This is a genomic window from Flavobacterium geliluteum (genome assembly GCF_017948595.1).
In the GTDB taxonomy this organism is placed as follows: Bacteria; Bacteroidota; Bacteroidia; order Flavobacteriales; family Flavobacteriaceae; genus Flavobacterium; species Flavobacterium flavipigmentatum.
Genome location: NZ_JAGFBV010000007.1, coordinates 16,200 through 31,217 on the forward strand (window position 1 = coordinate 16,200; position 15,018 = coordinate 31,217).

16 protein-coding genes are annotated in these 15,018 nt (G+C 36.2%); 8 read left to right on the forward strand and 8 right to left on the reverse strand.

The window, feature by feature from the left end; all coding sequences use genetic code 11:
* Positions 1–33: 33 nt before the first annotated feature.
* Positions 34–1,053 carry a threonine aldolase family protein gene (locus tag J3495_RS05810; RefSeq protein ID WP_210665630.1) on the reverse strand — a complete coding sequence of 340 codons (1,020 nt, stop codon included), beginning with the start codon at positions 1,051–1,053 and terminating at the stop codon, positions 34–36.
* A gap of 152 nt (positions 1,054–1,205) precedes the next feature.
* Between J3495_RS05810 and prfB the strand changes: the two genes are divergently transcribed.
* The 8 genes from prfB to hemN all read left to right on the forward strand — a co-directional run bounded on the left by prfB (position 1,206) and on the right by hemN (position 8,874).
* Positions 1,206–2,304, forward strand: a protein-coding gene (gene prfB / locus J3495_RS05815) for a peptide chain release factor 2 (RefSeq protein ID WP_210665631.1) whose coding sequence is annotated in 2 segments (ribosomal slippage) — positions 1,206–1,268 and positions 1,270–2,304 — 1,098 coding nt in all. Because the reading frame shifts where the segments join, the coding sequence is not laid out codon by codon here.
* A gap of 81 nt (positions 2,305–2,385) precedes the next feature.
* Entirely contained in the window at positions 2,386–2,832 is a 447-nt protein-coding gene (gene msrB, locus J3495_RS05820; protein WP_210665632.1) for a peptide-methionine (R)-S-oxide reductase MsrB, read from the forward strand.
* Positions 2,833–3,080: 248 nt separating this feature from the next.
* Positions 3,081–4,079 carry a UDP-3-O-(3-hydroxymyristoyl)glucosamine N-acyltransferase gene (gene lpxD, locus J3495_RS05825; protein WP_210665633.1) on the forward strand — a complete coding sequence of 333 codons (999 nt, stop codon included), beginning with the start codon at positions 3,081–3,083 and terminating at the stop codon, positions 4,077–4,079.
* Positions 4,080–4,224: 145 nt separating this feature from the next.
* Complete coding sequence (locus J3495_RS05830) at positions 4,225–5,853, forward strand: acyl-CoA carboxylase subunit beta (protein ID WP_210665634.1); 1,629 nt, start codon at positions 4,225–4,227, stop codon at positions 5,851–5,853.
* Between the two features lie 120 nt (positions 5,854–5,973).
* Positions 5,974–6,396, forward strand: a complete 423-nt coding sequence (locus tag J3495_RS05835; RefSeq protein ID WP_210665635.1) for a DoxX family protein — start codon at positions 5,974–5,976, stop codon at positions 6,394–6,396.
* A 67-nt stretch (positions 6,397–6,463) separates the two neighbouring features.
* Complete coding sequence (locus J3495_RS05840; protein ID WP_210665636.1) at positions 6,464–6,811, forward strand: hypothetical protein; 348 nt, start codon at positions 6,464–6,466, stop codon at positions 6,809–6,811.
* A gap of 104 nt (positions 6,812–6,915) precedes the next feature.
* A complete protein-coding gene (locus J3495_RS05845) occupies positions 6,916–7,386 on the forward strand; it encodes a hypothetical protein (protein ID WP_210665637.1) in 471 nt (156 codons plus the stop codon).
* A 123-nt stretch (positions 7,387–7,509) separates the two neighbouring features.
* The gene (gene hemN / locus J3495_RS05850) at positions 7,510–8,874 is read left to right on the forward strand and encodes an oxygen-independent coproporphyrinogen III oxidase (protein ID WP_210665638.1); all 1,365 of its coding nucleotides are present in this window, start codon (positions 7,510–7,512) and stop codon (positions 8,872–8,874) included.
* On the opposite strand, the gene J3495_RS05855 is transcribed toward hemN, so the two are convergent.
* The 7 genes from J3495_RS05855 to ccoS are packed head-to-tail and all read right to left on the reverse strand — an operon-like array spanning position 8,871 to position 15,005.
* Entirely contained in the window at positions 8,871–9,572 is a 702-nt protein-coding gene (locus tag J3495_RS05855; protein WP_210665639.1) for a sulfite exporter TauE/SafE family protein, read from the reverse strand. The genes hemN and J3495_RS05855 overlap by 4 nt on opposite strands.
* A 10-nt stretch (positions 9,573–9,582) precedes the next feature.
* Positions 9,583–10,032: a FixH family protein gene (locus J3495_RS05860; RefSeq protein WP_210665640.1), complete on the reverse strand. Its 450-nt coding sequence runs from the start codon at positions 10,030–10,032 to the stop codon at positions 9,583–9,585.
* Positions 10,033–10,045: 13 nt separating this feature from the next.
* Positions 10,046–11,464, reverse strand: coding sequence for a cytochrome c oxidase accessory protein CcoG (ccoG, locus tag J3495_RS05865; RefSeq protein WP_210665641.1), 1,419 nt, complete (start codon positions 11,462–11,464; stop codon positions 10,046–10,048).
* A 5-nt stretch (positions 11,465–11,469) separates the two neighbouring features.
* Complete coding sequence (locus J3495_RS05870) at positions 11,470–12,420, reverse strand: cbb3-type cytochrome c oxidase N-terminal domain-containing protein (RefSeq protein WP_210665642.1); 951 nt, start codon at positions 12,418–12,420, stop codon at positions 11,470–11,472.
* 18 nt (positions 12,421–12,438) lie between these two features.
* The gene (locus tag J3495_RS05875) at positions 12,439–12,618 is read right to left on the reverse strand and encodes a CcoQ/FixQ family Cbb3-type cytochrome c oxidase assembly chaperone (protein WP_210665643.1); all 180 of its coding nucleotides are present in this window, start codon (positions 12,616–12,618) and stop codon (positions 12,439–12,441) included.
* 3 nt (positions 12,619–12,621) lie between these two features.
* Positions 12,622–14,811: a cytochrome-c oxidase, cbb3-type subunit I gene (gene ccoN / locus J3495_RS05880; protein ID WP_210665644.1), complete on the reverse strand. Its 2,190-nt coding sequence runs from the start codon at positions 14,809–14,811 to the stop codon at positions 12,622–12,624.
* 2 nt (positions 14,812–14,813) lie between these two features.
* Positions 14,814–15,005, reverse strand: coding sequence for a cbb3-type cytochrome oxidase assembly protein CcoS (ccoS, locus tag J3495_RS05885; protein WP_210665645.1), 192 nt, complete (start codon positions 15,003–15,005; stop codon positions 14,814–14,816).
* Between the last annotated feature and the right edge of the window lie 13 nt (positions 15,006–15,018).

Sequence of the window (15,018 nt, forward strand, 5' to 3'; positions counted from 1 at the left end):
CCCTTTGAACCTTTGCATCTCTGGGCCTTTTACCTAGAACTTCGAAAGAGTCTCTAAAACATACGTATGCATCACTTCTCTGTAATCAAGATGAGTAACTATTCGCAGTTTTCCGTGACCCATGGAGCTAATGGAGATATTTTTTTGTTTTAATTTTTCCATCAATAATTGATCACTAAAACCTTCGGCTAAAGAAAAAATCAAAATATTAGTTTCTACTGGTTCTATAGCGGCAACCCAAGGTTTTGTACTTAAAACAGCAGCAATTTCTTTGGCCCGGCGATGATCTTCTGCCAATCGCTCGATATTATTGGCCAAAGCATATAATCCTGCTGCAGCCAAATACCCTACCTGACGCATTCCGCCACCGAGTATTTTTCTGATTCTCAACGCTCTATGAATATCAGATTTGCTTCCTAATAATACAGAACCAATTGGAGCTCCCAATCCTTTAGACAAACAAACCGAAATAGTATCGAAGATAGCACCAAATTCTTTAGGATTTTGCCTTTTTGCAACCAATGCATTCCAAATTCTGGCGCCATCCAAGTGAAATTTTAAATTGTTAGCATCGCACACTTTTTTTATTTCTCTCAAATCATCCAATTCATAGCAAGCACCACCACCTTTATTGGTTGTATTTTCTACACAAACCAAACTTGTTAGCGGACTATGGTAAAACTCAGGATCGTTGATCGCTGCTGCCACTTGGCTCGCATTTATCATTCCGCGATGACCGTCCAGCAAACAGCATGAAACACCGCTATTGAAAGAAACGCCACCACCTTCATAATGATAAACGTGTGCATATTTGTCTGCAATTAATTGCTCTCCGGGTTGTGTGTGCAATTTTATAGCCGTTTGATTGGCCATAGTTCCAGAAGGAAAAAAAAGCCCCGCTTCCATACCAAAAAACTCAGCCACTCTGGATTCCAATTCAATTACTGTTGGGTCTTGTTTGTATACATCATCGCCAACTTGGGCATTAAACATATACTGCAACATTTCGTATGTAGGTTTGGTTATGGTGTCGCTAATTAAATTTATTTCCATATTCTAAAAACTATATCTTATTTTTGTCGAACAAAATTACGTATTACTAACAGTTATTCTAAACAAGTTTTGATAAATTTTAACTTGTAAATTAACTGTAAAAACAAATTAACGTAATATTTATAAGAAACTGATAAAACTAATATTAATTTATGACAACAACCGAACAAATAAAGGGTATTGTGGAGCGCCTTGGTGCGTTGAGGAGGTATCTTTGACGTTGATGCCAAACTGATCGAAATTGCGAACGAGGAAGAGAAAACTTTTGCTCCCGATTTTTGGAACAATGCAAAAGAAGCGGAAATCATTGTAAAAAATCTTCGAAATAAGAAAAAATGGATTGAAGATTACGACAAAGCCATCGAGCTTACAGATGAACTTCAACTGGCGTATGATTTTTATAAAGAAGGGGAGCTTTCTGCAGAAGAATTAGATGAACATTACAGTACAACACAATCGCATATTGAAAACATCGAATTTAAAAATATGCTTTCTGATGAAGGCGATAGTTTAAGTGCTGTGGTTCAGATTACGGCGGGTGCGGGCGGTACAGAAAGCTGTGATTGGGCCGGAATGCTCATGAGAATGTACATGATGTGGGGAGAAAGCTATGGCTTTAAAATAAAAGAACTAAACTTTCAGGCTGGTGAGGTTGCGGGTATCAAAACGGTAACTTTAGAATTTGAAGGCGATTATTCTTTTGGTTATTTAAAAGGAGAAAACGGCGTGCATCGCTTGGTTCGAATCTCCCCTTTTGATAGCAATGCCAAACGTCATACCTCGTTTGCCTCTGTTTATGTCTATCCGTTGGTGGATGATAGTATTGAAATAGATATTAATCCTGCTGATATAGAGATTACAACTTCTCGCTCGAGCGGCGCAGGAGGACAAAACGTAAATAAGGTAGAAACAAAAGTACAATTGGTGCACAAGCCAACCGGTATTCAGATTCAGTGTTCAGAAACACGCTCGCAACAAGACAATAGGCAACGTGCCATGCAAATGCTACGTTCGCAATTGTACGAAATCGAACTTAAAAAGCAACAAGCGCAACGTGCCGATATCGAAGCGGGGAAAATGAAAATCGAATGGGGTTCGCAAATACGTAATTACGTTATGCAGCCTTATAAATTGGTAAAAGATGTCCGCACGGGTTACGAAACCAGCGATGTTGATGGCGTTATGAACGGAAATATCGATGCTTTCCTAAAAGCATTTCTGATGATGATGGGACAAAAAGAAGAGGAATAAAATTTAGGTTTCAGTCACAGTATTTAGTCAGCATGACTAAAGCTGTGGCTACTAAAAACTTCAAACTAAAAATACAGTATTATGATCAAATGGGCAAACGTAATTCATTTTACAAATAAAGGAAATCCTATTCCAGACAAAAAAGTTGAAAAAACGGAAGAGGAATGGAAGCAATTATTAACTCCAGAAGAATATCAGGTTACAAGACTAAAAGGTACTGAAAGGTCTTTTAGCTCTGAATTGTGCAGTTTGTTTGATCCCGGTCTTTACGAATGTAAATGCTGTGGCACTTTACTTTTTGATGCGAGCGAAAAATTTGAATCAGGAACGGGGTGGCCATCTTTTACACAGCCATTAAAAGAAAACGCAGTAGCCTATAATGCTGATAAATCGTACGGAATGATTCGTGTAGAAGTGGTTTGCAATACTTGCGATGCACATCTAGGACATGTTTTTCCTGATGGTCCGGAACCTAGTGGCTTACGCTATTGCATCAACGCAATATCATTATCTAAAATAAAAGAGTGATTTTTTTTATTGAATGGGGTCGAAAAGTTTAAAATTGACGATTTCATTCAATAAAAATATTTTAACAATACAATTCTAATCGAAATAAATTGAAACAAATGTTAAAAAATCACGATATAAAATATTGAAACCACAATTACTTGGCTATTATTCTAAAAATTTATCAAAATCTTAAAAAAAATATTAGGTAATTAGAATCTAATTGATTTTATTTGAAAACTCAAATCAAAAACCAATTCCAAAATTCAATGAAATCCTACTCAATTCAAGAAATTAACGAAGTAATAAATGGCGTAATTCATGGCACAACTTCGCAATATATTACGGCTACAGAACAATTAGAAAAAGCTACGGCTTCTGAAATTTCTTTTATAGGAAACAAAAAATACGAAAAGCTTTGGGAAGGATCAAATGCTTCAGTGGCAATTGTCAATGAAGATATTTCGATAGAACCAGGCGAAAATCGTGCCTTTATAAAAGTTAAAAATGCAGATTTGGCAATGTCACAAATTTTAGCACTTTTTGCTCCGCCTGCTCCACTATTTCGCACAGACATTCATAAAACTGCTACCATAGACGAAACAGCCCGAATTGGTGAAGGCGCCCGAATTGGTGCAGGATGTTATATTGGTCCCAACGTAGCCATCGGTGCAAACGCAACTATTTATCCAAATGTGACTATTTTAGACGAGTCTACTGTTGGCAAAAACACTGTTATTTGGTCAGGAACCGTTGTTCGTGAGCGTTGTCATATCGGTAGCGACTGCATCATTCATCCCAATGCTACCATTGGTGCTGACGGTTTTGGTTTTAGACCCTGTAAAGAAAAAGGCCTGGTAAAAATTCCACAAATTGGTAATGTTATTATTGGTAATGGTGTCGAAATTGGAGCGAACTCGTGTGTCGATCGCGGAAAATTCAGCTCAACTGTTTTAGGTGATGGATGTAAAATTGATAATTTAGTTCAGATAGGACATAACAGCAAACTGGGTAAATTCTGTATTATGGCCGGAAATAGCGGTTTAGCAGGTTCTGTTACCTTAGGAAATGGTGTAATAATTGGCGGAAGCGCCTCGATAAAAGACCACACTACTATTGGCGATGGTGCTATTGTTGGTGCTGGTTCGGGTGTAACCGGCGATGTTGCGGCAGGAAAAACAATGTTGGGTTATCCGGCAGTAGAGGCTCGCGATGCCTTAAAACAATGGGCAATTCTTAAAAGAATGGTCTGTGATTCTAAAAAATAATTCAAAATTGAAAGACATATCTCAAAAACAGAAGTTCGCTTCTGTTTTTTTATTTGTAAACGAAACATAAAATTAAGAATATTCTCTTTATTTCAATTGATTTTGTAAATTAGCGAACATTTTTTTATTAAAAACTCAATAGCACATGGATTTAAACTTCAATAAAAACGAAGATCACAATAAACTATTACTTTCTGACCTTAAACAGAAATTTGCTAAAGTAAAATTAGGCGGAGGAGAAAAACGCATCGAGAAATTACATGCCGAAGGCAAAATGACAGCCCGCGAACGCATTGATTATTTATTGGATGACAATTCGAAAAGCATTGAAATTGGAGGTTTTGTTGGAGAAGGAATGTATGCAGAACACGGCGGTTGTCCTTCTGGAGGCGTGGTCATTAAAATAGGCTACATCCGAGGAAAACAATGTATCGTTGTGGCAAACGATGCTACTGTAAAAGCAGGTGCTTGGTTTCCTATTACTGGAAAGAAAAACTTGCGCGCACAGGAAATTGCGATGGAGAACAGAATTCCGATCATCTATTTGGTAGATAGTGCCGGCGTTTATTTGCCGCTTCAGGACGAAATATTTCCCGATAAAGAACATTTTGGACGCATTTTTAGAAACAATGCTCAAATGAGCAGCATGGGGATTACTCAAATTGCCGCTATCATGGGCAGCTGCGTTGCAGGCGGAGCCTATTTGCCTATTATGAGCGACGAAGCTTTGATTGTCGATAAAACAGGAAGTATTTTCCTTGCGGGAAGTTATCTCGTAAAAGCCGCTATTGGCGAAACAATTGATAATGAAACTTTGGGTGGAGCTACAACGCATTGTGAAATCTCTGGAGTCACTGACTACAAAGCAAAAGATGATGCAGATGCGCTTGACAAAATAAAAAATATTGTAGATAAAATAGGTGATTATGATAAAGCGGGCTACAGCCGTATTAAAGCCGAAAAACCCGCTCTTGAACCAAAGGACATTTACGGAATCCTTCCAAAAGCCCGAAATGAGCAATATGATATGATGGAAATCATCAATCGTCTGGTTGATAATTCAGAATTTGAAGCATACAAAGACGGTTACGGACAAACTATTATAACAGGTTATGCCCGCATTGACGGTTGGGCAGTTGGTATTGTGGCCAATCAGCGAAAAGTTGTAAAAACGAAAAAAGGCGAAATGCAATTTGGCGGTGTTATTTACTCAGATAGTGCCGACAAAGCCACACGTTTTATCGCCAATTGTAATCAGAAAAAAATACCGCTGGTTTTTATACAAGATGTTACCGGTTTTATGGTGGGCTCAAAATCTGAACATGGCGGAATCATCAAAGACGGTGCAAAAATGGTCAATGCCGTGAGCAATTCGGTGGTGCCAAAATTTACGGTAATCGTAGGAAATTCTTATGGTGCAGGAAATTACGCCATGTGCGGAAAAGCCTTCGACCCAAGATTGATCTTTGCGTGGCCAAGTGCAGAACTTGCCGTAATGGGAGGAACTCAGGCTGCAAAAGTATTGGCGCAAATCGAAGCTTCTTCGCTTAAAGCGAAAGGACAAGTGGTAGACGAGGCTACAGAAGCCGAATTATTCTCTAAAATAAAAGCCCGTTATGATGAGCAAACTTCACCTTATTATGCAGCTTCGAGATTATGGACCGATGCTATTATTGATCCTTTGGACACGAGAACCTGGATTTCTATGGGAATTGAAGCTGCCAACCACGCTCCTATTCAAAAACCATTTAACTTAGGTGTTATTCAGGTGTAAAATTTAGTGTATTCTTAAAATACGTTAATTAAAAAGTAATAAACTTATTTTCAAGCACTTAAAAATATTATTCCATTAAAAATTAGTAACTTAGCTAATAATTTTTAATGAAATGGTATCATGGAAAATGTAAAAAGCTTGAATAAGTGGGCCAATGCGCACACTTATTTACCTGTTGATTTGGTACGTATTGCATTGGGTGTTTTTTTATTTATGAAAGGAGTTTCATTTGTGACAAACATTCAGTACTTGCATGATTTAATTTCACCGATTGATCAATTTGGTGGCGGAATGTTTCTTTTGCATTACATCGCTCCCGCGCACATGATTGGCGGAATTATGATCGTTTTTGGACTGCTTACCCGTTGGGCAATTGCCGCTCAGCTGCCTATTCTTTTTGGAGCAGTTTTGGTTAATTTTATGGGACAGATGCATTCAGAAAGTTTAATTCTTGCTGTTGTGGTTCTTATCATTTGTGTGTTCTTCTTATTTTATGGAAGCGGAAAACATTCAGCTGATTATTACTTCAAAATGCAACAATAATGCTATTTTAAGACTTATTTAGTAAATTAAATTTAGATTAATGTGTTTTATGAATTAAATTCGCCACATGAACTGGATTCGTAAAACCATTATTTTTGTCTCACTTTTAATCGCCGTACTATTTGCTTTCCAAGCAGATCATACCGCTATGGATAAACGTGATTCAGAAAAAAAAGAGAATACCTTCTCTGTTCACAATAATGATGCTCTGGCTTTTATTCAGCCTCAGGCAAGTTTTCAACTTGTGGCCAGTGCAAAAACAAGTTATCCGGTCGTTCTCAAATGGTTTGATGCTTTATTAATAGAAATCCCTGATTATCAATCCATATTATTTGCAAATAATTTTGCAAACCAATGCTTCAATCAAAGCAAAAAGCTTTCTATACTACTCTATCCTTTCCTTTTTTTTTGGTAATTAAAGAATGAAATTTTACTGAGAAGATGATATTCTTCAAAAACAAAAACCGTTTACTGCCAGTAAATTGTTTATTACTTCATTCAATTTAATTTATAAACAAAATGGATACATCTATAACTATTATTGGTCTCGTGATTGCACTCATCGTGGCCATTCCTATATATTTTTCTGCGCGCTCAACCGCCAACAATAAAGCAAAAATTAAAGAAATAAAGCGAAAATTTGACCCGTCTAATCTGCTTGACTTTGACCAAACCGAAGCGATAAATAATAAAGTGCTTACCCTTGATCATCAGAATAGAAAGTTTATTTTGATGAATTTTAATCCAAATAAAGAGGAAGCTTCTTTTGTCGATCTAAAAACTGTTTCTTCTTGTAAATTAATTCTAACGACTGAAGGAAATTCTAGTACGATTGTAAAAATTGATTTTGAATTTTTAGAAAAAGAAACAGCCAAAAAAATTACCATCCCTTTTTATGATTTTGATGATGATCGCATCAAACAAATTAGTGTGTATCAGGATCACCAATTTGCCAAAAAATGGCTCAAAATCATTCAAGATTCTATTTAGTGTTCGTTATTTAATTCAAAGGAGAGGCTCAAAATTGAGTCTCTTTTTTTGTGCCTTTTTATGATAATTATCATTTTGATTACGAAAGGAACGTCTTACTTTTGAGTATCTTAAACTATTTTTATGAAAGTTTCTTTAACTCAAAAATACAATGTTCCAGGTCCCAGATACACCAGTTATCCCACTGTTCCGTACTGGAATGAGGCAGATTTTAATGATTTGAAATGGGTTGCATCGCTTCAAAAATCATTTGTTGAGAGCAATTCAGAAAACGGAATAAGTTTATACCTTCACCTGCCTTTTTGCGAAAGTATGTGTACTTTTTGCGGATGCAACAAACGTATCACCAAAAATCATTCGGTAGAAGAAACATACATTAAGGCTCTTTTAAAAGAATGGAGTTTGTACTGCAAATTATTGCCTGAAAAACCACTTATCAAAGAAATTCATTTAGGAGGCGGGACACCCACTTTTTTTTCAAAAAATAACTTAGAGCATCTTATAAATGGGATCTTTAGTTATGCCAATAAAGCCGAAAATTACGAATTTAGTTTCGAAGGGCATCCTAATAACACGACTTACGAGCAACTTCAAAAATTATATAATTTAGGTTTCCGCCGAGTAAGTTTTGGCGTTCAGGATTATGCTTCAAAAGTACAAAAAGCTATAAACAGAATACAGCCGTTTCATAATGTTGCAAAAGTAACTTTTTGGGCCAAAGAAATTGGTTACACTTCGATTGGACATGATATTATTTTTGGATTGCCTTTTCAGACTATAGAAGATGTTGTGGATACTATCGAAAAAACAAATTCGCTAAAACCGGACCGTCTGGCTTTTTACAGTTACGCTCATGTGCCGTGGATCAAGGGAAATGGGCAACGTGGCTTTGATGAAAAAAATCTTCCTCGAGATGATGAAAAAAGAAAATTATACGAAATTGGCAAAACACTATTATCCAAAAATGGCTATCACGAAATTGGTATGGATCATTTTGCTTTGTCTACCGATACTTTATACAAAGCTTCATTAAACAATAAATTACACCGAAATTTTATGGGTTACAGCGCCTCAAAAACACAATTAATGATTGGTTTGGGCGTTTCTTCTATTAGTGACAGCTGGTACAGTTTTGCTCAGAACACAAAAAGTTTAGAAGACTACTATCAGCTATTAGAATGGGACAAATTACCTATTTCTAAAGGTCATGTGCTGAGCGAAGAAGATTTGATTGTACGCAAACACATTTTGAATTTAACCTGCCAATTAGAAACTTCCTGGAATCATACTGAAGGTTATTTTGATGAACTTCCTCAAGTCTTGAAAAGTTTGGATGAAATGGAAAAGGATCAACTGATTGTTATTGAAGCCAATAAACTCAAAATTACAGTAGCAGGAAGACCTTTTGTACGCAATGTTTGCATGGCATTTGATTTGCATTTGAAAAGAAAATCGCCGGAAACCAATTTATTCTCTATGACAGTTTAATGACAATTAGGAACCTGCTGCACAAATAAAGTCATATTGGAAGGAGAAATATAAGGGATTCCCAAACCTAAACCTCTTAGAATAAACAAAATTCCGATGCATACAGTAACATACGGAATTACTTTCTGAATTTTATTGCGATAAGAAAGTTTTAGAACAGCATGTATGTAAACAACCAAGGTCATCAAAGGGATCGTTCCTAAACCAAACAAAACCATATACAAAACGCCCAAGTCTGCACTTTGCATAGCGATAGCACCAAATAAGGCGACATACACCATTCCGCAAGGCAGAAAACCATTGAGTAAACCAATTATAAAAAGTGATTTGTAGCTTTTGTTTTTGAATTGGCTTCCTAAACTTGATTTAATTTTAGAAATAAGTTTGTAAACTGGTTGCGAAAAATTATAATTGGCGAATGCTTTTTCTGGAATTAAAACAACCAAAATAATCGCCAAGCCGATAAAAATAGACATTTTTTGCTGTAATCCTGCTAAGAAAAAACCTCTGCCCAATAATCCGAAAATTAATCCTATAGTAGCATAAGCGGTTATTCTGCCAAAATGATACGTACCAATTTGAAATGCTTTTTTGACTCCGTTTTGATTATCTACGGGTAACATCATAGCGATAGGGCCACACATTCCGATACAGTGAAAACTACTTATTATTCCGAATATAAAAGCTGAATACAACATTTTCTTTTCCTTAATTTACATAAACAACTTCTTTTGTCTGGTAACTTTTTTTGTCATATTGCCATTCAATAGTAACATCCCAACGACCTGCAATTAATTTTTTCTGCGGAATAAGCAAAACCGAATTATGTAAAGCAATTGGTGTATTAAAATCAAATTTCTTGTTAGATGGTCGATACAAAAGAACGTTCCCTTTTATATCATTACTTTTAAAACCATTTGGAAAAATAATTTTAACTCCTTCATTAGTAGCTACAATGGAAGGTTTTTCTTTTAGGTCCTGTGCGTTTTGTATGCGAACCATTTCGTCCTGAAAATGCGAATCATGCTTGTAATATTCTTCTACAACCAGATCATTATCGTATTTAGAATTGGACTGTACTTCGAAAACAAAGTATAAAATAAACGTCATAAAAAGCCCGAAAGCAATGACAATTCCTGTTCCCCAATTGATTTTCATAATAATATTTTTTTTAGTTAAAACTTCGTGGACCTAAAAAGTTTGTAGAAGCAGTTTCAAGCAATTTATTACCTTCATAAACGCCAATTTTTACAGGAGTTTTGTCACTTTCTAAAAGAGCCTGATCTATTTCTATAAAAAGTGTTCCTTGCGAAATACCTTCTTTTTTTAGTGCAAAATGTTCCTTTCCGACATTTTGTATCTTCCCAACTTGATCAATAAGCTTAAAATGAATATCCGTGTAATCTTTCATCGTTTTATTGACAATTTTATAGGTATACACATTACTAATTTTATCTCCTTTATGCTGAAAAAGCTGGCCCGGTAAACGTAAAATAATTGCCTGAACATCATTTCTTAAAAATAGCATTCCCACAAAAACCGTCAATAAAATGCATAAAACGGCGGTATATCCTTTCATTCTGGCGGTAAACTTAAAAGGTGCTTTTTTCTCAATTTCATCTTCAGATGCATATCGAATAAGTCCTTTGGGCAAACCTACTGTTTCCATAATCGAATCGCATTCATCGATACATGCCGTACAATTTGTACATTCTAACTGGGTTCCGTTTCTAATATCGATGCCCATCGGGCAAACCAAAACACATTGGTGACAATCGATACAATCCCCTTTTCCGGTGGTTTCCCTGTCTTCTTGTTTCTTGAATTTTGCTCTTCCCAACTCTTTCTCTCCGCGGACAAAATCATAAGCCACATTGATCGATTTATTGTCTAAAAGTACGCCTTGCAACCTACCATAAGGGCAAGCAATGATGCAAACCTGCTCGCGAAACCATACAAAAACAAAATAAAAAACAGCGGTAAAAATGAGCAATGCAATAAAATTACTCGCTTGTGCAACAGGCCCTTGTTCCACCATTAAAAACAAAGTATCGCTTCCAACCAGATAGGCCAGAAAAACATTGGCTATCCCAAAAGATATTAGAAAAAAAACGGTCCATTTTAGCAATCTTTTTCTAATTTTTTCAGCATTCCATTCCTGCTTTGCTAATCGCGATTGTGCACCACGATCACCATCTATCCAATATTCAATTCGGCGAAAAACCATTTCTAGAAAAATCGTCTGCGGACAAATCCATCCGCAAAAAATCCTTCCGAAAACAACCGTAAATAATATGACAAACACAACGCCAACCAGCATTGAGATGACAAAAAGATAAAAATCCTGCGGCCAAAAAGGAAATCCAAAAATATTAAAACGACGTTCTAAAATATTGAACATCATAAATTGGTTTCCATTGATTTTTATAAATGGATTTGCGATTAAAATAGCCAGTAAAAAGTAGCTGACTATCTTTCGGTACTCATAAAATTTACCAGACGGTTTTTTGGGGAAAATAAATTTCCTTTTACCACCTTCGTCAATAGTTGCAATGGTATCTCTAAAAGCTTCGTCTGGTAAATTTGACATGATTGTTATTTTTTTACTTCTGTGTTATTTTCTGTTTTCTCTTCTGCATTTACTTCGGTAACTTCATTCTTTGCGACACTTTCGTCTACCCATATTTCTCCATCCGGAGCTTTTGGGTCTTTTGGATTACTACCTTGCAAAGACAAAATATAACTGGCGACTTTCTGGATTTCTTTAGGTTTTAATGTTCCTTTCCAGGAAATCATTCCTTTTCCATCGCGTCCTCCGTTGTTAATGGTGTGAAATAAATTCTTAATTCCGCCACCTAAAATCCAGCGATCATCAGTTAAATTTGGGCCAATTTGCCCTCCTCCATCTGCTCTGTGACAGGCTGCGCAATTGTTTGCAAAAATTTCTTTTCCTGCATCTAAACTGGGTTTATCGGTAAGTAAAACAACTGTTTTTTCATCCATCAAATCCGGAGCTGTTTTTAGATATTCTTCAACATCAATCTTAGCCTGAGCCATTTCTTTTTTCAGTTCAACTTCCTGATTATCGCCACCAAAAACTTCATAACGGGCAAAATACACTACTCCGAAAATAATTCCAATGTAAAATAAGTATACCCACCAAGGTGGCAAATTGTTATCCAATTCTTTGATTCCGTCATAATCGTGATCCAGCAACAAAATAGACTCATTTTCAATAGGTTGTGTTTTCGTTAATCTATGCATCAGGCCTTTGTACCAGTCGCTTTCTTTTAAACTCAAACTATTTTTATAGGCCAATTGTTCTTTTTCCTCGGGTGTCATCAACTGATATAGGATACGATTGAACGCACTTAGCGTAATTTCAATGGCAATTAAAACAAAAAGAAATACAGCCAAAAAAATTGATAACATAGGAAATTTGATAAAAGCGGCTCTGTCTCCAGAATCGATACAATATTCCATCAAACCAAAAACGAGGAAGAAAATCAGCGGTACTCGCACATATACTGGAAAAAATTTTTTCATATTCTAATACTTTTGAAATTATACAATATGATTTTCATCTAATGGAATCTCACTCATTTCCTGAATTTTCTCCTTTTTATAAGAGAAAACCCAGAAACCTAATCCCACAAAAAAGAAAAAGAAAATCAATAACGATAGAATGGGATAGACTTCGATACCCGAAATGGTCTCCATATTGTGTTTTATTTGTTCAAACATAGCCTAGTTATTAGTAGTTTTTTTGACCTTTATATCTGTTCCCAGCCTTTGTATATAAGCAATTAATGCTACAATTTCTCTTTCGTTCATAGGAACAAATTTTTCGCCTTTGGCAGCCGCTTTCTTTTTACTATCCTCATAACTTTTTACAAAATCAGGATCGTTTTCAAGGTTTTTTTCTATCGAAATTGCCTGTGCTCGTAATGCTTTTTGGGCATTTGCAACTTCCTCTGGAGAATAAGGTACTCCTAATGTAACCATAGCTTGCATTTTCTTTTGCGTCAAAGAAATATCCATCGGTTTATTATCAAACAGCCATTTGTAACCTGGCATGATCGAACCTGCAGAAATACTCTGAGGGTTCCAGAAATGATTAAAATGCCAGTTATCATTGTACTTACCTCCTACTCGTAACAAATCTGGTCCCGTGCGTTTTGATCCCCAAAGAAATGGATGATCGTATACAAATTCTCCTGCTTTTGATTGTGGTCCGTAACGCTCTACCTCGCTTCTAAACGGCCTAACCGATTGAGAGTGACATCCTACACAACCTTCACGAATGTATAAATCACGTCCTTCTAATTCCAGTGGTGAATATGGTTTTACACTAGAAATCGTAGGTATATTAGATTTTACCATCAAAGTTGGAATAATCTGAATGATACCGCCTATTAAGATGGCAACAGTAGCCAGAATCGTTAACTGAATTGGTTTTCTTTCTAACCAGCTATGGAATTTTTCTCCACCAATTCTGCTTTTACTGATTTTTTGCAATGCTGGAGCCTGTGCCAATTCATCTTCAATAGTCTGACCTTTTCTAACGGTCATGATAATATTGTATACCAAAATGAACATTCCGATTAAATACAAAGTCCCTCCTATCGCTCTCATCCAGTACAAGGGCATAATTGTCGTTACTGTTTCAAGGAAATTCCCATATTTCAGCGTTCCATCTGGATTAAACTGTTTCCACATCGAAGCCTGCTGAAAACCTGCCACATACATAGGAAGCGTATAAAAAATGATTCCCAAAGTACCAATCCAGAAATGAAAATTAGCCAATTTATTAGAGAACAATTTGCTTTTTGTCATTCTTGGAATCAACCAGTAAATAATCCCAAAAGACATAAATCCGTTCCAAGCCAAAGCACCTACATGCACGTGTGCGACAATCCAATCTGTATAGTGTGCAATGGCGTTAACATTTTTTAATGATAACATCGGACCTTCAAAAGTTGCCATTCCGTAACCTGTAATCGCTACTACAAAAAACTTCAAAACCGGTTCTTCACGAACTTTGTCCCAAGCACCTCTTAGCGTCAACAATCCGTTGATCATACCACCCCATGAAGGAGCAATTAACATTACAGAAAAAGCTACACCTAAATTTTGTGCCCAGTTGGGTAAAGCAGAATATAAAAGGTGGTGTGGTCCCGCCCAGATATAAATAAAGATTAAAGACCAAAAGTGAATAATTGACAAACGATACGAATAAATTGGGCGATTTGCCACTTTAGGAACAAAATAATACATCAATCCTAAAAATGGTGTAGTCAAAAAGAATGCTACGGCATTATGCCCGTACCACCATTGCACCAAAGCATCCTGAACTCCTGCATAAACTGAGTAACTTTTTAAGGCCGAAACTGGAAGTTCTATATTATTAAAAATATGCAAAACGGCAATTGTAACAAATGTGGCAATATAAAACCATATAGCAACATACAAATGACGTTCTCTACGGCGCAACATCGTACCAATCATATTGATCCCCATTACCACCCAAATGAGCGCTATAGCAATATCGATAGGCCATTCTAATTCGGCATATTCTTTAGAAGAAGTGTATCCTAGCGGCAGGGTAATCGCTGCAGCAACAATAATGAGCTGCCATCCCCAGAAGTGAAGATTACTCAAAAAATCACTGAACATTCTGGCCTTTAGCAATCGCTGCAGTGAATAATACATTCCCGCAAAAAAAGCGTTTCCTACAAAGGCAAAAATAACTGCATTGGTATGCAAAGGTCTTAGTCGCCCGTAGCTTAACCACGAAATCCCATCAGTCATGTTGGGAAAAAGATACATTAATGCCAGAGTAAGACCCACTAACATCCCGACTACTCCGAAAAGGATAGTAGCATAAATGAATTTTTTTACAATTTTGTTGTCGTAATAAAACTGTTCCATTTCCATAATTAAACTTGTTTTTCTTCTGTTGATGAATTAATATTTGGTGCGGTAATTTTGGTTTCGTCGTCAAAAAGCATTCTGACCGAAGGAGTATAATCATCATCATATTGTCCCGATTTTACTGCTACGATAAAGGCAATAAAAAAACAAATGGCGATAAAAATACTTACTGTAATTAATAAATAAATGACACTCATAACTTAAATTTAT

Excerpts from the sequence above, each read along its gene's own strand:
- hemN (WP_210665638.1), top strand. The coding sequence starts at position 7,510 with ATGAAAGTTTCTTTAACTCAAAAATACAATGTTCCAGGTCCCAGATAC.
- J3495_RS05860 (WP_210665640.1), bottom strand. The coding sequence starts at position 10,032 with ATGAAAATCAATTGGGGAACAGGAATTGTCATTGCTTTCGGGCTTTTT.
- J3495_RS05830 (WP_210665634.1), top strand. The coding sequence starts at position 4,225 with ATGGATTTAAACTTCAATAAAAACGAAGATCACAATAAACTATTACTT.
- J3495_RS05875 (WP_210665643.1), bottom strand. The coding sequence starts at position 12,618 with ATGTTTGAACAAATAAAACACAATATGGAGACCATTTCGGGTATCGAA.
- J3495_RS05855 (WP_210665639.1), bottom strand. The coding sequence starts at position 9,572 with ATGTTGTATTCAGCTTTTATATTCGGAATAATAAGTAGTTTTCACTGT.
- ccoS (WP_210665645.1), bottom strand. The coding sequence starts at position 15,005 with ATGAGTGTCATTTATTTATTAATTACAGTAAGTATTTTTATCGCCATT.
- J3495_RS05840 (WP_210665636.1), top strand. The coding sequence starts at position 6,464 with ATGAACTGGATTCGTAAAACCATTATTTTTGTCTCACTTTTAATCGCC.
- J3495_RS05845 (WP_210665637.1), top strand. The coding sequence starts at position 6,916 with ATGGATACATCTATAACTATTATTGGTCTCGTGATTGCACTCATCGTG.
- lpxD (WP_210665633.1), top strand. The coding sequence starts at position 3,081 with ATGAAATCCTACTCAATTCAAGAAATTAACGAAGTAATAAATGGCGTA.
- J3495_RS05810 (WP_210665630.1), bottom strand. The coding sequence starts at position 1,053 with ATGGAAATAAATTTAATTAGCGACACCATAACCAAACCTACATACGAA.
- ccoN (WP_210665644.1), bottom strand. The coding sequence starts at position 14,811 with ATGGAAATGGAACAGTTTTATTACGACAACAAAATTGTAAAAAAATTC.
- J3495_RS05870 (WP_210665642.1), bottom strand. The coding sequence starts at position 12,420 with ATGAAAAAATTTTTTCCAGTATATGTGCGAGTACCGCTGATTTTCTTC.
- J3495_RS05835 (WP_210665635.1), top strand. The coding sequence starts at position 5,974 with ATGGAAAATGTAAAAAGCTTGAATAAGTGGGCCAATGCGCACACTTAT.
- msrB (WP_210665632.1), top strand. The coding sequence starts at position 2,386 with ATGATCAAATGGGCAAACGTAATTCATTTTACAAATAAAGGAAATCCT.
- ccoG (WP_210665641.1), bottom strand. The coding sequence starts at position 11,464 with ATGTCAAATTTACCAGACGAAGCTTTTAGAGATACCATTGCAACTATT.